This window comes from Nonomuraea sp. NPDC003709, assembly GCF_040610775.1.
GTDB lineage: Bacteria > Actinomycetota > Actinomycetes > Streptosporangiales > Streptosporangiaceae > Nonomuraea > Nonomuraea angiospora_A.
Map to the genome: position 1 here is coordinate 79,407 of NZ_JBEXMW010000009.1, position 22,188 is coordinate 101,594.

At 72.0% G+C, this 22,188-nt stretch carries 16 protein-coding genes; 7 read left to right on the top strand and 9 right to left on the bottom strand.

The window, feature by feature from the left end; translation table 11 throughout:
- Positions 1-9: 9 nt before the first annotated feature.
- From ABZX61_RS27015 to ABZX61_RS27025, 3 genes are read right to left on the bottom strand one after another with little or no spacing between them, the layout of a single operon-like run.
- Positions 10-852, bottom strand: a complete 843-nt coding sequence (locus ABZX61_RS27015; RefSeq protein ID WP_355198709.1) for a carbohydrate ABC transporter permease — start codon at positions 850-852, stop codon at positions 10-12.
- Positions 849-1,715 (bottom strand): sugar ABC transporter permease, encoded by an 867-nt coding sequence (locus ABZX61_RS27020; RefSeq protein WP_355198711.1) that lies wholly within the window; start codon positions 1,713-1,715, stop codon positions 849-851. Before ABZX61_RS27020 ends, ABZX61_RS27015 begins: the two co-directional genes overlap by 4 nt.
- Positions 1,712-3,067, bottom strand: coding sequence for an extracellular solute-binding protein (locus tag ABZX61_RS27025; RefSeq protein WP_355198713.1), 1,356 nt, complete (start codon positions 3,065-3,067; stop codon positions 1,712-1,714). The genes ABZX61_RS27020 and ABZX61_RS27025 overlap by 4 nt, the downstream gene beginning before the upstream one ends.
- A gap of 132 nt (positions 3,068-3,199) precedes the next feature.
- Between ABZX61_RS27025 and ABZX61_RS27030 the strand changes: the two genes are divergently transcribed.
- Positions 3,200-4,210, top strand: coding sequence for a LacI family DNA-binding transcriptional regulator (locus ABZX61_RS27030; protein WP_355198715.1), 1,011 nt, complete (start codon positions 3,200-3,202; stop codon positions 4,208-4,210).
- A 12-nt stretch (positions 4,211-4,222) separates the two neighbouring features.
- Here ABZX61_RS27030 and ABZX61_RS27035 read toward each other — a convergent pair whose 3' ends face one another.
- The 6 genes from ABZX61_RS27035 to ABZX61_RS27060 all read right to left on the bottom strand — a co-directional run bounded on the left by ABZX61_RS27035 (position 4,223) and on the right by ABZX61_RS27060 (position 10,515).
- Positions 4,223-5,029 carry an ATP-binding cassette domain-containing protein gene (locus tag ABZX61_RS27035; RefSeq protein ID WP_355198717.1) on the bottom strand — a complete coding sequence of 269 codons (807 nt, stop codon included), beginning with the start codon at positions 5,027-5,029 and terminating at the stop codon, positions 4,223-4,225.
- Positions 5,026-6,036: an ABC transporter ATP-binding protein gene (locus tag ABZX61_RS27040; protein ID WP_355198718.1), complete on the bottom strand. Its 1,011-nt coding sequence runs from the start codon at positions 6,034-6,036 to the stop codon at positions 5,026-5,028. Before ABZX61_RS27040 ends, ABZX61_RS27035 begins: the two co-directional genes overlap by 4 nt.
- On the bottom strand, positions 6,033-7,574 hold the full coding sequence (locus tag ABZX61_RS27045) for an ABC transporter substrate-binding protein (RefSeq protein WP_355198720.1): 1,542 nt from the start codon (positions 7,572-7,574) through the stop codon (positions 6,033-6,035). The genes ABZX61_RS27040 and ABZX61_RS27045 overlap by 4 nt, the downstream gene beginning before the upstream one ends.
- An 88-nt stretch (positions 7,575-7,662) precedes the next feature.
- Positions 7,663-8,520 (bottom strand): ABC transporter permease, encoded by an 858-nt coding sequence (locus ABZX61_RS27050; RefSeq protein ID WP_355198723.1) that lies wholly within the window; start codon positions 8,518-8,520, stop codon positions 7,663-7,665.
- Positions 8,517-9,446 (bottom strand): ABC transporter permease, encoded by a 930-nt coding sequence (locus ABZX61_RS27055; RefSeq protein WP_350734438.1) that lies wholly within the window; start codon positions 9,444-9,446, stop codon positions 8,517-8,519. The genes ABZX61_RS27050 and ABZX61_RS27055 overlap by 4 nt, the downstream gene beginning before the upstream one ends.
- A 19-nt stretch (positions 9,447-9,465) precedes the next feature.
- Positions 9,466-10,515, bottom strand: coding sequence for a LacI family DNA-binding transcriptional regulator (locus tag ABZX61_RS27060; protein ID WP_355198725.1), 1,050 nt, complete (start codon positions 10,513-10,515; stop codon positions 9,466-9,468).
- Between the two features lie 184 nt (positions 10,516-10,699).
- Between ABZX61_RS27060 and ABZX61_RS27065 the strand changes: the two genes are divergently transcribed.
- The 6 genes from ABZX61_RS27065 to ABZX61_RS27090 all read left to right on the top strand — a co-directional run bounded on the left by ABZX61_RS27065 (position 10,700) and on the right by ABZX61_RS27090 (position 22,175).
- Positions 10,700-11,635 (top strand): dihydrodipicolinate synthase family protein, encoded by a 936-nt coding sequence (locus ABZX61_RS27065; protein WP_355198727.1) that lies wholly within the window; start codon positions 10,700-10,702, stop codon positions 11,633-11,635.
- Positions 11,636-11,672: 37 nt separating this feature from the next.
- Entirely contained in the window at positions 11,673-13,757 is a 2,085-nt protein-coding gene (locus ABZX61_RS27070) for an exo-alpha-sialidase (RefSeq protein ID WP_355198729.1), read from the top strand.
- A complete protein-coding gene (locus ABZX61_RS27075; protein ID WP_355198731.1) occupies positions 13,754-15,628 on the top strand; it encodes a beta-L-arabinofuranosidase domain-containing protein in 1,875 nt (624 codons plus the stop codon). The genes ABZX61_RS27070 and ABZX61_RS27075 overlap by 4 nt, the downstream gene beginning before the upstream one ends.
- Positions 15,629-15,636: 8 nt before the next feature.
- Positions 15,637-17,475 carry a trehalase family glycosidase gene (locus ABZX61_RS27080; protein ID WP_355198733.1) on the top strand — a complete coding sequence of 613 codons (1,839 nt, stop codon included), beginning with the start codon at positions 15,637-15,639 and terminating at the stop codon, positions 17,473-17,475.
- Positions 17,472-19,076: an FAD-dependent oxidoreductase gene (locus tag ABZX61_RS27085; protein WP_355198735.1), complete on the top strand. Its 1,605-nt coding sequence runs from the start codon at positions 17,472-17,474 to the stop codon at positions 19,074-19,076. The genes ABZX61_RS27080 and ABZX61_RS27085 overlap by 4 nt, the downstream gene beginning before the upstream one ends.
- Positions 19,077-19,157: 81 nt before the next feature.
- A complete protein-coding gene (locus ABZX61_RS27090) occupies positions 19,158-22,175 on the top strand; it encodes a GH92 family glycosyl hydrolase (RefSeq protein WP_355198737.1) in 3,018 nt (1,005 codons plus the stop codon).
- Positions 22,176-22,188: the final 13 nt, after the last annotated feature.

A 22,188-nucleotide genomic window follows, 5' to 3' on the forward strand; every position in this document is an offset into this window, starting at 1 on the left:
GGGTGAGGGTCAGCCCTTGACGCTGCCCGCGAGGATGCCGTTGATGAAGTGGCGCTGCAGCAGGACGAAGATCACCAGCAGCGGCAGCATGGCGATGCTGCCCGCGGCGAGCAGCTCGCCCCACACGGTGGCGAAGTCGGCGCCGATCCGGTTGCCGGTGACGTTCTGCGCGAGAGTGGACAGGACCACCTGGAGGGTCTGGTGCGAGGTGTCGTTGACGGCGACGACCGGCCAGACGAAGTCGTTGTAGACGTTCATGGTGGTCAGGACCGCGAGCGCGGCCAGCCCGGGACGGATCACGGGCAGCACGACCTTGGCGAAGATGCCGAACTCCCCCGCGCCGTCCACCCGGCCCGCGTCGATGAGCTCGTCCGGGATGGCGGCGATGGTCTGCCGCATCCAGAAGATGCTGAACGCGTCGATGCTGCCCGGCAGGATGAGCGCCTGGTACGTGTTCACCCAGCCGAGCGCGCTCATCTCCAGCAGCAGCGGGATGATCAGCACGAGCGTCGGCAGCATCAGCGTCAGCAGCACGACGCCGAACAGCAGGTTCTTGCCGGGGAAGGCGTACTTGGCGAAGGCGTATCCGGCCAGCGGGCAGAAGAACATCGTCATGGCGCCCCTGACCACCAGCACCAGCGCCGTGTTCGCGAACCCGGTGCCGATCGGCACGTCGGCGAACATGGCCCGGTAGTTGTCGAGGGTCAGCGCGCCAATCGACAGGGGGTCGGCGATGATGTCGGCCGCGGGCTTGAGCGAGGAGCTGACCGCCCACCAGATCGGGTACAGGAACACGATCGCGAGCAGCGCCAGGACCGCGTACTGCAGGGGTCCGGGGCGGGTCTGGTTCATGACACCTCGTCTTTCGGCCGCAGCAGCCTGACCGACACCAGCGACAGGCCGAAGACCAGCAGGACCAGCAGGAACGAGTTGGCGGCGCCGGTGCCCAGGTCGGAGGCGGTGATGTGGTCGTACAGGTACAGGCCCGCGGTGGTGGTGGAGCCGTACGGGCCGCCCTCGGTGACCACGAACGGCTCCGCGAACATCTGGAAGACGGCCAAGGTCTGCACGACCACCAGGAACGCCATGCTCCGCCGCACCAGCGGGACGGTGATCGACCAGAACTGGCGCCAGCGGGAGGCGCCGTCGAGGGCGGCGGCCTCGTACACGCCTCCGGGGACGGCCTGGAGGCCGGCGAGCAGGATGATGATCGCGAACCCGGTGGTCTTCCACAGGAACAGCAGGGCCAGCGTCGGCTTGGACCACGTCGTGGACGTCAGCCAGCCCACGTCGGGCAGGCCCACCAGGTTGAGCAGGTGGTTGACCAGGCCGTAGTCCTGGTCGAACACCACGATCCAGACCTGCGCCATGGCGACCAGCGGGGTCACGAACGGCGCGATGAACGCCACCCGGAACAGCCCGCGCAGCCGCAGCTTGGCGTTGGCCAGCAGCACCGCGCCGCCCAGCCCGGCCACGACCTGGATCGGCACGATCAGCAGCCACATGACGGCGCTGTTGCCGAGCGAGGCCCAGAAGTCCGGGCTGGTCAGCAGGTAGAGGTAGTTGTCCGCGCCGACCCAGTGCGCCGCGCCCGCGCCGCGCCAGCGCATGAAGCTGAGCTGGAGCGCGTAGATCAGCGGATAGATCCCGAACGCGGCGAAGACGAGGAAGAACGGGGCGATGAACAGGTACGGCGACAGCCGCGTGGCCCTCATGAGCGGTCGATCAGGTTGCGCTGGATCTTCTCGGCCGACTCGGTGATCACCTGGTCGGGCGACATCTTGCCCTCGATCAGGCGCTGCACGTTGTTGCCGAGGTAGTCCACCGACTGGGCCCACCACCAGGGGATGGGCGCGGCGGCCGGGATGGTGCCCGCGGCCTCGACGGCGACCTTCCACAGGTCCTGGCCGCCGAGCGCCTCGATGGGCTTGAACAGCGGCTTGGCCGGGTCGAGCGCGGGGGTGAAGCTGGGGATCGAGGTGGACAGGCCGCCCGGGTAGACGGCGTTGGGGCCGTACACGGAGGTGTAGCCGGGCTCCTTGAAGCACAGGAACTCGTACAGCAGCCAGGCCAGCTCGGGGTTCTTGGCCTTGGCGGGGATGACGAAGCTGCTGCCGCCCATGGCGCCGCTGCGCGCGCCGCCGGGCGTCCAGGCCGGCAGCGGCGCGGCCCGCCACTTGCCCTTGGTGGCCTTGAGCAGCTGCTGCGGCGCGAACGACCACCAGATGGCCCACGGCACGAACACCTGCTGCCCGCTGTCGAGCGTGTTGACGTCGGCGGGCTCCAGGTAGGGGGCGTGGGTGACCAGGCCGTCCTTGACCGCGCTGTCGATCCAGCCGAAGATCCGCCGGTATTCGGCGGAGTCCAGCCGCAGCTTGCCCCCGGCGTCGGTGAGGCTGGTGCCCTGCTGGTTGGCCAGCATCTCCAGCCAGAGCTGGCTGAGGAACGGGGTCTTCTCCAGGTGGATCGGCCTGGTCCTGGGGTCCTTCTCCTTGACCGTCCGGGCGGCGGCGAGCAGGTCGTCGTACGTGGCCAGGCCCGCCGGATCCACTCCGGCGCTCTCCAGCACGTCCTCGCGGTACCAGAGCAGGCCAGGGTCCAGGTCCCACGGGACGCCGTAGATCTTGCCGTCCACGGTGTTCACGGACAGCTTGTACGGCGAGGTCCGGTCCCGGTACGGCGCGATGAGGTCGGTCAGGTCGTACAGGTGCTCGGCCTGCCCGCCGATCTTGGCGTCGTCCCAGAAGCTGCCGTCGGGCACGTCGGTGCCGCTGATGAGGGTGTTGGCCAGCTTCGCGTCGATGTCCACGGCCTGGTGGTTCACCTTGACGTTCGGGTACGCCTCGCGGAACTTGCCGATGGCCGCGTCGAACACCTTGAACAGGTCGCCCGACCGGTTCCAGACGGTGATCTCACCCTTGACCGACGACGCCGACGCGGCGGGCGCGGCCAGCTTGCTCGGCTGCGCGCTCGGGCCGCCCGGCGCGCAAGCCGCCAGCGAACCGGCGGCGGCGATGCCCAGGGCGCCCTTGAGGAAACCGCGCCGGTCTATGAGGGGTGTGGACATTCTCTGACTCCTCGGCCTGGGCTCATGTTGGGGCTCTGCAACGATGCAGACATAATGCATACTTGTCTGCAACGATGCAAGAGCGGGTCTAGGATCTTCCCAGGCACGAGCCTTCGGGAGTATAGGAGACGCATGGCCGGTCCAACGCTTCGCGATGTCGCCAAACGGGCGAATGTATCGATTCGCACCGTGTCCAACGTGGTCAACGGTTACGCGCCGGTGTCAGACGAGCTGCGTGCCCGGGTGCAGGCCGTGCTGGACGAGCTCGACTACCGTCCCAACCTCATCGCGCGCAATCTCAAGCAGGGACGCACCGGGATGATCGCCCTGGTGGTGCCCGAGCTGGACGTGCCGTACTTCGCCGAGCTGGCCCGCGAGGTGATCACGGCGGCCCGCGCCCGCGGCTACGTGGTGATGGTCGACCAGACCGACGGCGACGGCGACCGGGAGCGCGAGCTGCTCGGGCGGGACTCGCGGGCCACGATGTTCGACGGGCTGCTGCTCAGCCCGCTGACGATCTCCGCCGAGGAGCTGCGCGGGCGCGCCAACCGGATCCCGATCGTGCTGCTCGGCGAGCACATCTTCAACGGCAGCTTCCACCACGTGGCCATCGACAACGTCGCCGCCGCCCGCGAGGCCACCACCCATCTGCTGGACCTGGGCCGCCGCCGGGTGGCCGCCATCGGCGACCAGCCATACGCGACCGGCGAGACCGCCCAGCTCCGCACCGCCGGCTACCGCCAGGCACAGGCCCGCGCGGGCCTGGAGGTGGATGAGCGGCTCGTCGTCTCCACCCCGCACTTCCACCGGCGGCTGGGCGCCGAGGCCATGGAGCGCCTGCTCGCCCTGCCCGAGCCGCCCGACGCGGTGTTCTGCTACAACGACCTGCTCGCCCTGGGTGCGATCAGGGCGCTGACCAGGGCCGGTCGCCGCGTCCCCGACGACGTGGCGGTGGTCGGCCTGGACGACATCGAGGAGGGCCAGTACAGCACGCCCAGCCTGACCACGATCGCCCCGGACAAGGGGGAGATCGCGCGCCGGGCGGTGAACACGCTGATGGACACGATCAACGGCTCGGCCGCCGCGCCCGCCGAGATCATCGTGCCGCACCGGCTGATCGTCAGGGAGAGCACCGCCGGCTGACCCCGGGGCGCTCTAGCCGGACAGCTCGAGAGCGGCATCGAGCAGGCTGCGGGTGTACTCGTGCCGGGGCGCCCCCAGCACCTCCGTCGCCTGCCCCTCCTCCACCACCACACCCTGGCGCATGACGGCGATCCGGTCGGCGATCTGGTGCACCACGCCGAGGTCGTGGGAGATGAAGAGCATGGCCAGATGGTGGCGCTCGCGCAGGTCGACCAGCAGCCGGAGGATCTGCGCCTGGACCGACACGTCCAGGGCGGACACCGCCTCGTCGCACACCAGCAGCCGGGGCCGGACCGCGAGCGCGCGGGCGATGCTGACCCGCTGGCACTGCCCGCCGGACAGCTCGGCCGCCCGCTGCCCGGCGACGCTCGCGTCGAGTCCGACGTCGTCGAGCAGGCGGTGCAGCGCGGCGGTGCGGTCGCCGGACGGGGCCGAACTCGGATGGGTGCGCCACGCCTCGTCGATGATCGCGGCGACGGTCATGCGCGGGCTGAGCGACGACCGCGGGTCCTGGAAGACCATCTGCGCGGCACGCTGCTGCGCCGTGGTGCGCCGCCCGACCGGCCCCAGGGGCACGCCGTCGAGCAGGACGGCGCCGGAGTCGGGCCGGACGAGGCCGACGATCGCGCGGGCCACCGTGGTCTTGCCCGACCCCGACTCCCCGACCACCCCCACGATCTCGTCGGGGGCCACCGTGAGGCTCACGCCGTCGACCGCGACGAAGTCCCCGGACCGGCGGGCGGCGCGCGACCGGAACCACGCGGTACGCCGGCCGAAGCTGACCCGCAGGTCCCGCACCTCGAGCAGATCGACGCTCATCGCTGCAGCAGCTCCTCGGCGAAGTGGCACGCGGCCCACCGGCCGGGCGCGACGGTTCTGGTCTCCGGCTCCTCGGTGCGGCACCGCTCGCGCGCCAGCGGGCACCGGGGGTGGAAGGCGCACCCCGGCGGCCGGTTCGCCGGGGTGGCCGGCGTGCCCGGCAACGGGTGGGCCAGCGCGGTACGGGTCCGCACCGCGGGCACGCTGTCGACCAGCGCGCGGGTGTACGGGTGAGCCGGGCCGGCCAGCACCGCCTCGGTCGGGCCGCGCTCGGCGACCCGGCCCGCGTACATGACGACGACCTGGTGCGCGACGTGCGCCACCACCCGCAGGTCGTGGCTGACGAGGAGCATCGCCAGTCCCTCGTCCTGCTGGATGGAGCGCAGCAGGCGCAGGATGCGCGCCTGGACGGTCACGTCCAGCGCCGTGGTGGGCTCGTCGGCGAGCAGCAGCGCCGGGCTGCCCGCCAGCGCCAGGGCGATCATGGCCCGCTGCCGCATCCCGCCGGAGAACTCGTGCGGGTAGCTGCGCATCCGGCTGTCCGGCTCGGGGATCCCCGCCCGCTCGAGCAGTTCGAGCACCCGCCGGCGCACCTGGTCGCGGGGGCGGCCGGCGCGGCGGAGTATCTCGCCCACCTGGCGGGCGATCGTCTGGGTCGGGTTGAGCGCGGCCAGCGGGTCCTGGAAGATCATCGCGATCTCGTGGCCCCGCAGCCGGCGCCGGTGGGCGGGGCTCGCCTTCAGAAGGTCCTCGCCCCGCCAGCGCAGCTCCCCGCCGGTCGCCGCCCCCTCCGGGAGCAGGCCGATGACGGCGTTCGCGGTCATCGTCTTGCCGCTGCCCGACTCGCCGATGAGCCCGACCGTCGTCGCCGGCGGGATGTCGAACGTCACCCGGTCGACGACTCGGACGGGGCCGCGGGCGCCGGGCAGGTCGACGACCAGCCCGGCCACCTCGAGCAGCCCGTCCACCTCGACCGGCGTCTCGACCGGGGTCCGCACGCCGCTCATGAGCTGCTGACCCGCACGCCGGCGAAGTCCGGCAGCCCGTTCGGGTCCGGGGTGACGCCGGTGACGCGGTGGTTCCAGGCGTAGGCGTACTTGACCGCCATCGGGAACATGCCGACCGCGTCCTGCCAGATGATCTTGCTGGCCTCGCCGTACAGCTTGACCCGCTCGTCGCTGTCCGAGCTCGCCCCGGCGGCGGCGAGCAGCTTGTCGAGCTCGGGGTTGCAGTAGCCGTTGCGCTTGGCCGCGCAGGGGTAGAGCCGGCCGAGCGTGTTGGCCGCGTCGAACGTGGGGTTCGACAGCTGCTGGAAGTTGACGTCCCAGTTCAGGGCGAGCAGGTCCTTGGTGAACACCGCCTGCTCCTTCTCCAGCAGGTCCACCTGGACGCCGATCTTCTGCAGGTCGGAGACGATCGCCTGGTTGAACGGCCGGAACTCGGCGTTGGCGAACTGCAGCCGCAGCTTCGTGGAGAAGTCGAATTTCGCGTCGGTCAGCGCGGCCTTCGCCGCGGCCGGGTCGTAGCGGACGGGCTCCTGGGGGGCGTAGCCGAGCGTGACGGGCGAGACCGGGGCGTCGGCCAGGGTGCCCGTCTGCGGATAGAGCCGCTTGATGATGGTGGCGAAGTCGACCGCCTGCCACAGCGCCCGCCGCACCTTGGCGTCCTTCAGCGCGGGAGTGGAGGAGTTGAACCACATGGTGAACACGGCGGTGCTCGGCACCGTCTCGACCTTGAGGGTGGACTCGCGCTGCAGCTCCGCGAGCTGGTCGTCGGGGATGCCCCAGGCGAGGTCCACCTCACCGGTCCGCAGCGCGGTCAGCCGGGCCGCGAGCTCGGGCATCTTGCGGATGGTCACCCGCTTGACCTGGGGCGCACCGCCGTAGTGGTCAGGGTTCGGCACCAGCACGAGCGTGCCGGACGGGTCGAACTTCTCCACCTTGAACGGCCCCGACCCGACCGGGTGCTGGAAGAACGCCGGGTTCTCGCCGGTCAGGCTGCCGGGCAGCACGTAGAAGATGGCGAGCTTGTACGGGACCGCCGCGTCCGGCTTCGGCGCCTTCAGCACGACCTCGGTGGGCGACGAGGCGGTCATCGTGTAACCGACGAAGTTGGCCGCGTTGGTGCTCTTGAGATCCATCATCCGCTTGAACGAGGCGACGACGTCGTCCGCGGTGACGGCCTTGCCGTCGCTGAACTTCACGCCCTGGCGCAGCGTGAACGTCCACTGCGAGGCTGAGCCGTCGGGCTTCCACGCGGTGGCGAGGTCGCCCTCCAGGGTGCCGTCCGGGCGGGGCCGTACCAGCCGGCTGAAGATCGCCTTGGAGGCCAGCTGCGTGCCGGTGGCGCTGCCGCCCGTGGGGCTGGCCGGGTCGAGACTATCGATCGCGTAGGTGCCGGCGACGGTGATCTCGCCGCCGGTGCCACCGCCGCCGCCCGTGCCGCCGCCGGTGGCGGCGCTGCAGCCGCCGAGCACGAGGGTCGCGGCGGCGATGAGGGCCAGTGCCGCGAGCCGCGGCCTACCTGAGGCAAGGGGTCTGGTCATGGACGTCTTCCCGCCTTCCGGGGATGGTTCTTCGGGGGGTGCTCGTGATGGAAGGGGTTATGTGCCTGCCGGACGACGGTCGCCGCAATCACCTGAGGTGTCCGCGTCCGTATCTGGCGGTGAGCTGGTCGCCGAGGATCCCGATGTTGATGATCAGCAGCGACAGCGCGACGCCGGGCAGAGTGGAGATCCACCAGGCGGTTTCGAGATACTGCTTTCCGTTCGCGATGGTCTGGCCCCAGGACACCGACGAGCCGGGCAGGCCGATGCCGAGGAAGCTGAGCCCGGCCTCGGCCAGCACGACGAGGGCGAACTCCAGCGTCGCCAGGGCCACGACCGGGCCGACCGTGAGCGGCAGGATGTGCCGGACCAGGATGGACGCCGGCCGTACGCCGAGCACACGGGCCGCGTCGATCCAGGCCCGCTCCCGCATCGACAGCGCGACGCCGCGGGTGACCCGCGCGAAGGAGATCCAGGCCGTCGCGGAGAGCGCGATCACCACCACCAGCACGCTGCGCTCGAAGGCGCCCGCGATCACGATGGTCAGCAGGATCGCCGGGAAGGCGAGCAGGATGTCGATGCCGCGGGCGAGCACCGTGTCGAGCCGGCCGCGGAAGTAGCCGGCGACGATGCCGACGGTCACGCCGATCACGCAGCAGACGACGACCGTCGAGACACCGATGATCATCGACGTGCGGGCGCCGTAGACGACCTGGGCGAGGACGTCACGGCCGAGGCCGTCGGTGCCGAGCCAGGCGACGCCGCCCGACGCGAGCCGCGATCCCGGACCGAGCAGGCGGTCGTCGAGGGAGACGCGCACGGGGTTGTAGTCGAGGACCAGCGGTCCCACCCCGGCGACCACGACGTACAGGGTCAGGACGGCGTACGGGATCCGGCTGAGCCACCGGCCGAGCACCAGCGGCCGGCGGACGGCGACGGCGGTCATGCCGCACCGTCCAGCTTGATGCGCGGGTCGAGCTGGGAGTACAGCAGATCGGCCACGAGGTTGAACAGCATCACGATGCCCGCGATCAGAAACGTGGCCGCCTGCACGACGGCGTAGTCACGGTTGGAGACCGCGTCCACCACCAGCGTGCCGAGCCCCGGCCAGGCGAAGACGTTCTCGACCACGACCGCGCCGCCCATCAGGCCGCCCATGTGCAGCCCGACGATGGTCACCACCGGGATGAGGGAGTTGCGCAGCGCGTGGCCGAGCAGCACCTGCTGTTCGGTGAGCCCTTTGGAGCGGGCCGTCTGGATGTACGGCTCGCGCATCGTCTCCGCGACGCTGGTCCTGGTCAGGCGGGCCACGATGGCGGTGAACGGCAGAGCCAGCGTGACCGCCGGCAGGACCAGGTGAGCCGGCGAGCCCGCCCCGGCGCTGGGCAGCAGGCGGAAGGCCAGCGCGAAGACGAGGATCAGCATGATGCCCACCCAGAAGGTGGGGAACGACTGCAGGGCGATGGTGCCCGCGGTGACCAGCCGATCGACCGCGCCGCCCGGGCGCGCGCCGGCCAGCAGTCCGAGCACGAGGCCGAGGGACACGGCGATGACGGTGGAGGCGAGCATCAGGTCGGCGGTCGCGGGCAGGCGCTCGAACACCTCCGACATCGCCGGCCGGTCGAACCGGTAGGAGTCGCCGAACTGTAACCGGGCCACCTCGCCGAGGTAGCCGAGGTACTGGCTGAACACCGGCCGGTCGAGCCCGAGTTTCCCGGTGAGCTCGGCCACCTGCTCCCGGCTCGCCTCCGGGCCCAGCAGGATCGTGGCCGGATCGCCCGGAGCGACCCGGACGATGAGGAAGATGAGCGAGGCGGCGCCCCACATCACCAGCACGCCCACGAGCAGTCGTTTGGCGATGACCCGGATCATGTGGGCTTACCTGGTTCGGTCACTGCTGTCTCCTTGGTGGGGCCACGGTCGCGCCCGGCATGAGGGGGCACTCGACGTTCTCTCTGCGGGCGTCCGGCTCGGTTGCCTCCAGCAGCCGCACCAGCAGGTGGGTGGCCTGCCGGCCCATCTGCTCCCGTGGGACCACCAGGCCGGTCCAGGGGGTGTCGGTGCGGTGCGCGCCGGTGGAGTCGCCCAGCACGACGACGCTCAGGTCGTCCGGGACCGACATCCCGTGCCGTCGCGCGCACTCCAGGAGTTCCTCGGCCAGGAGGACCTGCTCGGCGACCACGGCGGTGATGCCGCCGTGCCGGATCTCGGCCAGGAGGCCCGCCACGTCGTCGGCGGATTCCAGCGTCCACACCGGGCCCGTGAGCCGCCTGGCCTCACCGGCGGGCATCGCCCGCCGGAATCCCTTCTCCCGGTCCCGGCTGGGCTGGGCGTCGCCGTCACCGATGCGGGCGTACGCGACGCGCCTGTGCCCGAGCTCGAAGAGCCGTTCGGTGAGCTGCTGGGTCGCCGTGGCGTAGTCGGCCGCCACGTAGGAGACCGGCTCTCCCGACACCTCCCGGTGTCCCACGTAGACGAAGGGAAAGCCGGTGTCGCGCAGCCGCTGGATCTCCTCGACGTTCGGGTCACGCCCGAGCAGCAGCGCGCCGTCCGCGAGCGACAGCCGGGTGGACCCGTCGCGGAAGACCTGCCGCTCGCCGCCGAGGCTGGTGAACAGCAGGAGGTCGTAGCCGAGCTCCGCCGCCGCCTGCTCCATGCCGAGCAGGAACGGGAAGTAGAAGTCGACGCTGGTCGTCGGGAAGACCGGCTCGAAGGTGAACACGCCGATGATCTTGTTCTGGCCGCCGGCGAGGGATCTCGCCGAGGCGTTGGCGACGTAACCCCACTCGCGGATCGCCGCCAGCACCCGCTCCCGGGTCGCCTGGCTGATCCGGACGTCGGAGTCCCGCTCGTTCAGCACGAGCGAGACGGTGGCCTGGCTGACCCCCGCGAGGCGCGCGATGTCGGCCTGGGTAGGCCTCCGTACCGGTCCGCGACTCATTCGGGCCTCCTGCTAATGCGCCTGACCCAACGAACGCAAAGTTTGACCCTCGCTTCTGTGAGGCGTCAATGGACCTGGGCGAAAAAGAACGCGGGAAACAAGAGCGAATTACTAATACCCATTAGCATCTAGCGTCCCGCGTAGATCGCGGATACCGTCCGGAGCGTTTGCCGAGGGAGGTGCCATGGATACCGACCATCCGGTCACCGGCATGATCATCCCGCTCGTCACCGCGCTCGACCGGGGCGGGCGGCCCGACCCGCCCGCCGTCCGGCCGCTGCTGGCCCACCTCGCGTCCGCCGGCGTCACCACGCTGATGCTGGCCGGCACCAACGGCGAGGGCCCGCTGCTGCCGGCCGACGCCGTCCGGGCGTACGCGGTGGAGGTGTCCGCCATGTGGCGCGACCTGGCCGGGGCGCCCGCCCGGGTCATGGTGGCCGCCGCCGGCACGGGCACCCGGGAGACCCTGCGGCGCATGGACCGCCTCGCGGAGCTCGACCTGGACGCCGTGGTCGTCCTCGCGCCGTCCTACTTCCGGCACACCGAGAGCGAGCTGCACGCGCACTTCCGCGACCTCGCCCGCCACGGCCGCCCCGTGGTCGTCTACAACAGCCCCGGGTACACCGGCAACCCCGTCCCCGTGTCCGTGATGCGCCGCCTGCTCGACGAGCCGGCCGTCATCGGGTTGAAGGACAGCTCGGGGGACGCCGCCCTGTTCGCCGAGTTCTGTGCCCTGGCCGGAGAACGCCCCGGCTTCCAGGTGGCCCAGGGTGCCGAACGGCAGCTCGCCGACGGGCTCCGCACGGGGGCCGCCGGGCTGGTGCCGGGGGTGGGCATGCTCGCGCCCGCGCTCTGCGTCGACCTGCTCAAGGCCGGCCGTGGCGGCGACCACGCCACCGCGGCGGCACTGCAGCACGACGTCGACCGGCTGGCCGCGCTCTTCGCAGTCCGTCCCGGGGTCAGCGGCGTGGTCGTGATCAAGACCGCGCTGCACCTGCTGGGGCTCTGCCCGCCGCACGCCGCGGCGCCGTTCCTGCCTCTCACCGAAACCGAGCTCGCCGAGCTGCGCGCCGCGCTGGGCCGGATCCATGACCTCGTAGGACCCCTCGACCCGCAATAGACCCGAGCAGCCCCAAGCTCCTGCCGAGGAGAGTCGCATGACCATGCCCATCAGCCGGCGGGCCTTCGCCCTCGGGCTCGCCGCGGGCGCCGCAGCGGCCGCCCTGCCCTCCCCCGCCGCGGCCGCGCCGGCCGCGGCCCAGCCGTTCTTCGCGGAGGCCACCTTGTGGGACTCCGCCGTGGATCCGCTGGCCAGCTACCACGTGTACGGCCTGGCCGTCCTGCCCGACGACACGATCCTGGCCTGCACGGAAGGCCGGCACAAAGTGTGCGACGCCGGACCGCACGACCTGCTCGTCCGCCGCAGCACCGACGGAGGGAGGACCTGGAACCCGTCGCAGACGGTGGCGGCGTCCGTCGACGGCGAGTCCTGGTCCAACCCCACCTTCGTGGTGGACCGGGTGACCGGCGAGGTGTTCCTCTTCCACGGGCTCTGCGTGCAGTTACCCGAGAACACGAGCTGCTCCGCCGACTCCAGCACGGTGTACGTCATCTCCAGCAAGGACGGCGGCGTCACCTGGAGCGAACCGCGCAGCCTGGCCGGGCTCTTCGACCACTTCCCGTACAACTGGGCGATGCACGGCCCGGGGCCCGGCCACGGCATCCAGCTCGACTCGGGCCGGCTGCTGCTCACCGTGTCCCACCGCACCATCATCACCGGCGTCCCCACCGCCGATCGCCACTACGGCGCCTCCACCGTCTACAGCGACGACCACGGCGCCACGTGGCAGTCCGGCGGCGAGGTGCCGATGGGCGACGGCTACCCCGTCGTGGGCGAGGCCAGGCTGGTGCAGCGTGCGGACGGCACGGTGGTGATGAACAGCCGGCCCGGTTCGGGCAACGACTGGCCACGGGACATCGCGGTCAGCACGGACGGCGGCCTGACCTGGTCGCCGCCCAGGATGGACTTCAGCCCCGCACTCTTCAACGGCGTCGACACCGGCCTCATCCGCTACACCGGCGGGCCGGGCAGCGAGGACGTCAACCGCGTGCTGTTCAGCCGGCCCGACTCGCCGATGCGCTGGAACATGACGGTCGCGGTGAGCTACGACGAGGGCCACTCCTTCAGGTACAGCCGCTCGGTCAACCCGGGCCGGGGATATTACTCGGACCTGGCGTCGCTGTCCGACGGCACGATCATCCTCCTCTACGGCTGCGACGGCGACCTTGACGGCTCTCCGCGACGCGTGGCCGCCGCCCGGTTCAACCTGGAGTGGCTGACGCAGGGCCGGGACAGCCTGGTCACCGTTCCGAAGCTGGCCGAGAGGACGTACGACCTGGGCCGCCCGGCGGTGCGGGCCACCCGGTCGGGCGGGACCGTGACGGTGGTGGAGGAGGCCACCGCGCGCGGCGGCGCCCGCGCCGTCTTCACCCCCGGCGCGATCGGGGACTACATCGAGTACCCCTTGATCGTCGCCCCGGGCGGGCGGCCGGAACTGTGGCTGCGCTACTTCCGCTCCGGCGACGGGGGCCTCGTGACGGTGACCGTGGACGGGAACGCCCCGCGCACCTCCACGCTGGATCTGACGTCGTTCCGCGGCGACGGCTACGACGTCGCCTACCTGGGCCGGATGGCGTTGCTGCCCGGCCCGCACACCATCCGCTTCACGCTGGCCGGCGCGGGCCGGGGTGGCGGCACGGCCATCTCGCTCGACCAGCTGAGCCTCGTCCGGGGCTCCGCCGCGCCGGACGTCCGCGAGGAGGTCACCGTCGACAACGGCGGGCTCGGATTCGAGACCACCGGCACCTGGCCGAGCAGCAGGGGCGTCAGCGGATACTACGGCTTCAACTACCTGACGCACGCCCGCGGCATCGGCGCCAACACCGCACGATGGCGACCGGCGCTCCCGGGCGAGGATCGCTACGAGGTGCTCGTCTCCTACGCGGCCGACCCCAACCGGGCGACCAACGCCCCCTACGTCGTCCACCATGCCGCGGGCACCACTGCGGTGGCCGTCAACCAGCAGGTGCGCGGCGTGCCCGACCCGCGCATGGGCGAATGGACGTCTTTGGGCACCTTCTCCTTCCGCGCCGGCCTCGAGGGATATGTCGAGCTCAGCGACGCGGCCAACGGCGTGGTCATCGCCGACGCCGTCCGGTTCCGCCGGCAGGCGCCCGCATGACGGCCGTACCGAGCCCCGCCGCCGCGGTGGCGCTGCGCCCGCTGCCGCTCTCGGGCAGCCGCGTGGCCGGCGGGTTCTGGGCCCGGCGGCTGGACGCCAACCGGACCGCGATCCCGCTCGGGCACGAACGGCTGGGCGACGCGGGCAGCATCGGCAATCTCCGGATCGCCGCCGGCGAGGCCGCCGGTGAGGCCCAGGGCGCGAGCTTCCGCGACTCCGACGTCTACAAATGGCTGGAGGCGGTCGCCTGGGAGCACGCCCGCAGCCCCGACGGCGCGCTGCTGGACCATCTGCGCACGCTCGGCCGTACGATCGCGACGGCGCAACGCGAGGACGGATACCTCAACTCCGCCATCCAGGTCCGCGGCGAGGAGCGGTACGCGCGGCTGTGGATGAGCCACGAGCACTACTGCGCCGGCCACCTGATGCAGGCGGCCGTGGCCGCGGCCCGGGCGACCGGCGAGACGGAGCTGCTGCGGGTCGCCACCCGGCTGGCCGACCATCTGGCCGGCACGTTCGGCCCCGGCCTGCGCGAGGAGCTGGACGGCCACCCCGTGGTGGAGATGGCGCTCGTCGAGCTGTACCGGCAGACGGGCGAACGACGGTACCTGGACCTGGCCCGCCACTTCGTCGAAACCCGCGGGCAGGGTCGTGCCGTCAAGCCGGGCTTCGACCCCTCGCACTACGGCGACCCGGCCCACTACTCCGACCGGCTGCCCGTGCGCGAGGCGGAGACGGTGGAGGGACACGCCGTGCGCGCCGTCTACTTCGCGGCGGGCGCCACCGACGTCGCCATCGAGACCGGCGACACCGAGCTCCTGGCCGTGATGCGCCGGCAGTACGACGCGATGCGCCGCCGCAAGCAGCACGTCACCGGCGCCGTCGGCGCACGCTGGGACGGGGAGGCGTTCGGCGAGGCGTACGAGCTGCCGCCCGACCGGGCGTACGCGGAGACCTGCGCCGGGATCGGGGCCATGCAGTGGGCGTGGCGGCTGCTGCTGGCCACCGGCGAGTCCGCCTACGCCGACCAGATCGAGCTGCTGCTGTACAACGCCCTCCTGCCCGCGGTGTCGCTGACCGAGGCGGACTACTTCTACGTCAACACGCTGCACCGGCGGACCGGCGCCCGGGGCGACGTGCAGCGGTCACCGGCGCACGGCCGCCGTCCCTGGTTCAACTGCGCCTGCTGCCCGCCCAACGTGATGCGTACGCTGGCCGCCCTGCCGACGTACCTGGCGACCGGCACGGAGGACGGCCTCCAGGTGCACCTGTACGCCCAGAGCTCGCTGGCCTCGGGTGGGCTCGCCGTGGACGTCGGCACCGAGTACCCGTGGGACGGCCTGGTCACGGTGACCGTGCGCGAGGCGCCGCCGCGCGAGATGGAGCTGGCGCTGCGCGTACCGGACTGGGCCGAGGGCTCCACCGTGGACGGCAAGCAGGTGGAGCCCGGCGGCTACGCCCGCGTCCGCCGGGTGTTCCGGCCCGGCGATCGGGTGGTGCTGCGGATGCCCATGCCCGCCCGGTTCATGGTGGCCGACGATCGCATGGACGCCACGCGGGGGTGTGTCGCCGTCACCCGCGGGCCGCTGGTCTACGCGATCGAGCAGCCCGACCAGCCGTCCGGCGTCGTCCTGGAGGACCTCCGCATCGACACCGCCACGCAGCCGCGGCCCGAACACCGGCCGGACCTCCTCGGCGGCGTGACCGTGCTCCGCGCCGGCGGCGCGCTGGCAGGAGGGCCCGCCGAGTCCCCCTACCGGCCCCACGGGCAGCCGGCCCCTGAGGCGCGGCCCGCGGAGCTCACGCTGATCCCCTATTACGCCTGGGCCAACCGCGGCCCGCACGCCATGCGGGTCTGGATCCCCCTATGAAGGAAAAAATGCCGCATTACGCCCATGTCCAGGCCTCGCTCGCCCGGGGCTGGAACACCTGGGACACGCGCAGCGTGCTCACCCACGTCCTCCTTCCCGACTCCCTGGGCCTGTCCCTCGGCCTGAAGGAGTACTACCGGGGCACGTCGCTGCGCGCCGCCCAGATCGGCCGCCGCACCGAGGGCGCGGAGACGGTCACCCTGGGCCGGCACGCCTACGACGGCGGCTACACCGAGACCACCGTGACGTGGGCGGGCGTCACAATCCGGGTGCAGACCGCGCACGCCGGCGACGACCTCGTCGTGCTGGTGACGCCCACCGCCAACCAGCACAAGAGCGCGCTGCTGACCATAGGCGTCGCCTACCTGTGGAACCGGCCCGGCTCCGTCACCCGCGAGGGCGACCGGATCACCGCCCAATGCCCCGGCGGGACGGTCGCGGTCTTCTGCACGGCCCCGCACGTCGACGACCCCTACACCGACGTCGACGGGCCGTACCTGGCGATGGAGCTGACCGGCGCCGTCGGGATCAGCACCGGCCGTGCCCGCGACCTGCCGGAGATCGCGCGGATCGTCGCCCGCGCCTCGGCCGCGATCGGGGCGGCCGGCACCGACCCCCTGGCGCAGCACCGCGAGATCGTCAGGGACGCCATCTCCTGGAACACCATCTACGAGCCCGCGCGCTCCCGCGTGATCACGACCGTCAGCCGGCTCTGGAACGTCGGCAAGCGCGGCGGCTACGCCCTGTTCTGCTGGGACGCGTTCTTCAACGCGCTGCTGGCGGCCGTGTCGAGCAAGGAGCTCGCCTACGTCAACACCGTCGAGATGCTGCGGGCCCTGACGCCGGAGGGCTTCGTGCCCAACGTCGAGCAGGGCACCGGCCGCACGACCCACGACGGGTCCCAGCCGCCGGTGGGCTCGCCGGTGGTCCGGGAGCTCTATCGCACGTTCGGCGACCGGTGGTTCCTGGAGGAGTGCTTCGAGCCGCTGCTGTCCTGGAACCGCTGGTGGTGGCGGGTGCGCCGGGACGGTGACCTGCTGTGCGCCGGCTCGACGTACTTCGACCCCGAGTTCCCCTCGCCGCAGGACATCCCCCGCATCCACCAGCATTTCGGCGCGACCTGCGAGACCGGCTGGGACAACCACCCGGTCTTCGAGGACGTGCCCTTCGACCAGGCCAAGAGCCTGCTCGCCGCCCACGACGTGGGCCTGAACAGCCTGTACGCGGCCGACTGCGAGGCGCTGGCCGACATCGCCGACGTCCTCGGCGACCAGGAGGCCGCGGCGGAGCTGCGCGAGCGGCACGCGGCCGTCGTGGCGGCGATGGAGTCCCTGTGGGACGAGCCGAGCGGCGTCTACCGCAGCAGGCGCACCGACACCGGGCTGCCGACCGAGCGGCTGTCCACGATGAGCTTCTACCCCATGCTGGCCGGCGTCGGCGCGGGGGAACGGACCCGGCGCATGGTGTCCGGGCGCCTGATGACCGACGACGGCTTCGGCGGCGAATGGCTGCTGCCCACCTCGCCCCGCGACGAGCCGGTCGACGTCGGCGAGGGCAGCTACTGGGCGGGACGGGCGTGGCCGCCGGTGAACTTCCTCGTTTACCTGGGGCTGCTGCGCGCCGGGGAACGGCCCGCGGCCGCGTGGCTCGCCGAAGGCAGCTCCCGGCTCGTGCTGAAGGAATGGAACGAGCACCGCCACGTGCACGAGAACTACTCCAGCGTGCACGGCGGCGCGTGCGACAAGCCCAACAGCGAGCCGTTCCAGACCTGGGGCGCGCTGCTGAGCCTCATCGTCCTCATGGAACGCGGCGAGGTCGACTTCTTCGAGAAAGGTGATGTGATTTGAGCGGCGCCGAGGCGGACGTCCTGGTGGTCGGGGGCGGGATGGGCGGGGTCGCCGCGGCGCTGGCGGCGCTGCGGCGCGGCCGGACCGTCGTGCTCACCGAGGAGACCGACTGGCTGGGCGGGCAGCTCACCAGCCAGGGCGTGCCGCCGGACGAGCATCCGTGGATCGAGCAGTTCGGCGCGACCCGCTCTTACCGCAGGTTACGCACGGCCATCCGCGACCACTACCGCACCTGGTACCCGCTGACCCGCGAGTCCCGGGAGGCGCCCGACCTCAACCCGGGGCGCGGCACGGTCAGCAGGCTCTGCTGCGAGCCCCGGGTGGCCGCCGCGGTGCTGGCCGACATGGTCGGCCCGTACCTCGCCGCCGGGCGGCTGACGATCCGCTACCTGCACCGGCCGGTGGCCGCCGACGTGGACGGCGACCGGGTGACCGGGGTGACCTTCGCGGGCCCGGACGGCGAGCCGTTCCACGTGCGCGCGGCGTACGTGCTCGACGCCACCGAGCTGGGCGACCTGCTGCCCCTGGCGGGGATCGAGCACGTCACCGGCTTCGAGTCGGCCGCGGAGACCGGCGAGCCCAGCGCCCCCGCGCAGGCCCAGCCGGCCAACATGCAGGCGTTCTCCTGGGTCTTCGCCGTCGAGCACCGCGCCGGTGAGGACCACACCGTCGACCGGCCCAAGGACTACTCCTTCTGGCGCGACTACCGGCCGCCGTTCTGGCCGGACCGGCTGCTCAGCCTCGTCGCGCCCGATCCGCGCACGCTGGAGCCGAAGCCGCGCAGGTTCGTGCCGCACGCCTCGTCGGGCCCGGTCGTCGCCGACCAGAGCCGCGACCCGGGCGACACGGATCTGTGGGTGTTCCGGCGCATCCTGTGCCGCGAGGTGTTCGAGCCCGGCTTCGCGGTCAGCGACGTCGTCGTGGTCAACTGGCCGCAGATCGACTACCTCCCCGGACCGCTGATCGGCGTCACCGAGGACGAGCGGGCCCGGCATCTCCAGGGCGCCAGGGACCAGGCGCTCAGCATGCTCCACTGGCTGCAGACCGAGGCGCCCCGGCCCGACGGCGGCACCGGCTGGCCGGGGCTGCGGCTGCGCCCCGACGTCATGGGCACCGCCGACGGCCTGGCCAAGAGCCCCTACATCCGCGAGTCGCGGCGCATCCGCGCCCGCCGCACGGTCGTGGAGCACGACCTGTCGCTGGCGGTGCGCGGCGAGCACGGCGCGGTCGCCTACCACGACACCGTGGGCGTCGGGATGTACCGCATCGACCTGCACCCCTCCACCGGCGGCGACAACTACATCGACGTGGCGAGCTGCCCGTTCCAGATCCCCCTGGGCGCGCTGCTGCCCGTCCGCGTGCGCAACGTGCTGGCCGCCGGGAAGAACCTCGGCACCACCCACATCACCAACGGCTGCTACCGCCTGCATCCGGTGGAGTGGAACGCCGGCGAGGCGGCCGGCGCGCTGGTGGCGCACTGCCTGGACAACCGGCTCGAACCGGCGCAGGTCCACGAGGATCCCGCGGCGCTCGAACGGTTCCAGGCCGAGCTGGTCGCCGACGGTTTCGAGCTGGCCTGGCCGCAGGTGCGGGGATACTGACTCCTCGGGATTATTTGTCCGGACTTTTGGCCTTACGCGGCTGTTCACGGCTCAGTTAGTGTGAGCCGGTGTGATCACGAGGTGTCAACTCCCCGCTCGTGGCTCGCCGCCGCGATCATCGGCGCGGTGCTCAGCACGGCCGTCGCCGTCCCGGCAGCCGCAGCCCACTCCCCCGCCAAGGTCACCGATCCCGCCAAGGTCACCGATCCGGTACGCCACGTCGATCCGCTGATCGGATCGGCCAACGGCGGCAACACCTATCCCGGCGCCGTCCTGCCGTTCGGGATGATCTCGTGGAGCCCGACCAACACGGCGGGCGACCAGACCAACGCCGCGGGCGCCAACGGCTACTCCTACAACACGCCCCGCGTGCGGGGCTTCGCGCTCACGCACGTCAACGGCGCGGGCTGCCATCCGGGGGCCGCCGGGGACGTCCCGATCATGCCGTTCACCGGCCAGATCACCTCGTCGCCGACCGCGGACACGACCGACGCGATCTACGCGAGCACGTTCAGCCACGACAAGGAGAGCGCGCGGCCCGGCCGGTACACGGTCACGCTGGACTCCGGCGTCAGGACCGACCTCGCGGTCACGACCCGCGCGGGCGTGGGCGAGTTCAGCTTCCCGGAGGGCTCGCCGGCCAGCCTGCTGTTCCGGGTGTCCAACTCGCTCAACGGCAGCGAGGACGCCGAGATCACGATCGACCCCGCCACCCGTACGGTCACCGGCTCGGTGCTGACCGGCGCGTTCTGCGGCCGCCGGGCCAACGGCGGCGTCAACAACCGCAAGAGCTACTACCGGCTGCACTTCGCCGCCTCGTTCGACCGTGCCTTCGCCGCCACCGGCACCTGGGTGAACGGCGACCTGCGCCCCGGCACCACGACGGCGAGCGGCGGCGAGGGCTACGCCACGGGCGCCGACCGCGCGGGCCGCGGCTCCGGCGGGTACGTCACCTTCGACGGCGCCGACGTCCGCATGAAGGTCGGCATCTCCTACACCAGCCTGGCGGCGGCCAGGCAGAACCTGGCCGAGGAGATCTCCGGGCGGGACGACGTCGCGTCGGTGGCCGCCCGGGCCACCCGCGCCTGGAACGAGCGGCTGCGCTCGGTCGAGGTGGCCGGCGGCCCGGCGGACCTGCTGACCACGTTCTACACGGCGATGTACCACGCCTACCTGCAGCCCAACGTGACCAGCGACGTCGCGGGCACCTACCTCGGCGGCGACCGGCAGGTGCACCGGCTGGCCCGGGGCCAGGGCGTCCAGTACGGCAACTTCTCCGGCTGGGACCAGTACCGCGCGCACACCCAGCTCCTGGCCCTGCTCGAACCGCGGGTCGCCGGCGACTACGCCCAGTCCCTGTACAACCTGGCGCGGCAGAACGGCGGCGTCTGGGACCGCTGGGTGCACGTCAACGGCCCCACCCACGTGATGACCGGCGACCCGTCGGCCCCCGCCCTCGCCGGCTTCTACGCGCTCGGCGTGCGCAACTTCGACGTGCGCGGGGCCTTCGACTCCCTGCTCGCGCAGGCGACCGTGCCGCATCCGTCCGGCCTGTCGGACAAGGGGTGCCCGGGGCAGTGCGAGGGCCAGCGCCCGAACCTGGCCGAGTACCTGCGGCTCGGCTACGCGCCCCAGGACACCTGCCACTGCTGGGGCGGCGCGGCGGAGACGCTGGAGGACGCGACCGCCGACTTCGCGCTCGCGGACTGGGCGGGCCGGCTCGGCCGCACCGCCGAGCGCGACCTGCTGATGCCGCGGGCGAGCTGGTGGCGCAACACGTTCAACCCGTCGGCCGGGCCGGAGGGCGGCTACCAGCAGGCGCGCAAGGCCGACGGCAGCTGGCTGTGGCCGTTCTCGGCCACCTCGGACGCCGGTTTCGCACAGGGCACCAGCGCCACCTACACCTGGATGGTCCAGCACGACGTCTCGGGGCTGGCCGCCGCCATGGGCGGCCGGGAGCAGGCGGCCAAGCGGCTCGACACGTTCTTCCACCGCGCCGACGGCTCGTGGGCGACCGGCGGCGACGGCTTCCGCTACGACCCGACGAACGAGCCCGGCATCCACGTCCCGTGGCTCTACAACGCGCTGGGGCAGCCGTGGAAGACCCAGGAGACGGTACGCGCGATGGCCTCCCTCGTGTACAAGACCGGCCCCGGCGGCCTGCCCGGCAACGACGACCTCGGCACCATGTCCGCCTGGTACGTCTTCGCCGCTCTCGGCCTGTACCCCCAGACGCCGAGCCGGGCCGAGATGCTGCTGTCCAGCCCCATGTTCCCGAAGGCGTGGATCAAGCGCGGCAACGGCCGCACGATCACCGTGAGCGCCCCGCAGGCCGCCCCCGAGGCCGTCTACGTCCAGGACGTGAAGGTCGATGGCAAGGTGTACACCCGCTCCTGGCTGCCCGAGTCCCTGCTCGACAAGGGTGGCGACGTCGTGGTGAACGTCGGCGCCACTCCCGACACCTCGTGGGCGACCGCACCCGGCGACCTCCCCGTGGACCGCGTCCCCGCCGCCGAGGCCCCGATCCCGAACCTGCCCGCCGCGTGCGAGCCGTCCGGCTCCTCCTGCGCCCAGAGACTCCAGTACGACGTGGACGGCGTGGCCACCGCGGACGCCAAGCCCCAGGGCAACCTGGACGGCAAGGGCTGGAGCTTCCCGGCCGAGCAACTGCCCGAGCCGGGCCTGCGCACCGTGTCGGGCGGCGCCTACCTGATCCCGGAGACCAGGGGCACGGCGGGCAACTTCCACAGCCTGCGCGGCCAGCGCACCTACCTCACGCCGGGCCGCTACCAGGCCCTCGACCTGCTGGTCACGGCCGTGAACGGCGACCAGCAGACCGAGCTCACGATCACCTACGCGGACGGCACGACCTCCACGGCCCCGCTGAAGGTGACCGACTGGGCGAGCGCGTCACCGCGCTTCGGCGAGGAGGCGGCGATCACGGCCGGGACCCGCTACAACGTCAACGGCACGGCCGACGGGCGGAAGGTGAGCATCTGGCGGGTGTCCGTGCCGGTGGACGCGGCCCGCGAGGCGGTCTCGTTCACCAGCCCGGCGATGCCCAACGTCAAGATCTTCGCGCTCACGACCCGCGACTGACCGGCCGGGCACC

What these genes read in the sequence shown, in the direction of transcription:
- ABZX61_RS27020 (WP_355198711.1), bottom strand. Translation starts at nt 1,715, where the DNA reads ATGAGGGCCACGCGGCTGTCGCCGTACCTGTTCATCGCCCCGTTCTTC.
- ABZX61_RS27055 (WP_350734438.1), bottom strand. Translation starts at nt 9,446, where the DNA reads ATGATCCGGGTCATCGCCAAACGACTGCTCGTGGGCGTGCTGGTGATG.
- ABZX61_RS27075 (WP_355198731.1), top strand. Translation starts at nt 13,754, where the DNA reads ATGACGGCCGTACCGAGCCCCGCCGCCGCGGTGGCGCTGCGCCCGCTG.
- ABZX61_RS27065 (WP_355198727.1), top strand. Translation starts at nt 10,700, where the DNA reads ATGGATACCGACCATCCGGTCACCGGCATGATCATCCCGCTCGTCACC.
- ABZX61_RS27045 (WP_355198720.1), bottom strand. Translation starts at nt 7,574, where the DNA reads ATGACCAGACCCCTTGCCTCAGGTAGGCCGCGGCTCGCGGCACTGGCC.
- ABZX61_RS27040 (WP_355198718.1), bottom strand. Translation starts at nt 6,036, where the DNA reads ATGAGCGGCGTGCGGACCCCGGTCGAGACGCCGGTCGAGGTGGACGGG.
- ABZX61_RS27060 (WP_355198725.1), bottom strand. Translation starts at nt 10,515, where the DNA reads ATGAGTCGCGGACCGGTACGGAGGCCTACCCAGGCCGACATCGCGCGC.
- ABZX61_RS27025 (WP_355198713.1), bottom strand. Translation starts at nt 3,067, where the DNA reads ATGTCCACACCCCTCATAGACCGGCGCGGTTTCCTCAAGGGCGCCCTG.
- ABZX61_RS27080 (WP_355198733.1), top strand. Translation starts at nt 15,637, where the DNA reads ATGCCGCATTACGCCCATGTCCAGGCCTCGCTCGCCCGGGGCTGGAAC.
- ABZX61_RS27070 (WP_355198729.1), top strand. Translation starts at nt 11,673, where the DNA reads ATGACCATGCCCATCAGCCGGCGGGCCTTCGCCCTCGGGCTCGCCGCG.
- ABZX61_RS27030 (WP_355198715.1), top strand. Translation starts at nt 3,200, where the DNA reads ATGGCCGGTCCAACGCTTCGCGATGTCGCCAAACGGGCGAATGTATCG.
- ABZX61_RS27015 (WP_355198709.1), bottom strand. Translation starts at nt 852, where the DNA reads ATGAACCAGACCCGCCCCGGACCCCTGCAGTACGCGGTCCTGGCGCTG.
- ABZX61_RS27035 (WP_355198717.1), bottom strand. Translation starts at nt 5,029, where the DNA reads ATGAGCGTCGATCTGCTCGAGGTGCGGGACCTGCGGGTCAGCTTCGGC.
- ABZX61_RS27050 (WP_355198723.1), bottom strand. Translation starts at nt 8,520, where the DNA reads ATGACCGCCGTCGCCGTCCGCCGGCCGCTGGTGCTCGGCCGGTGGCTC.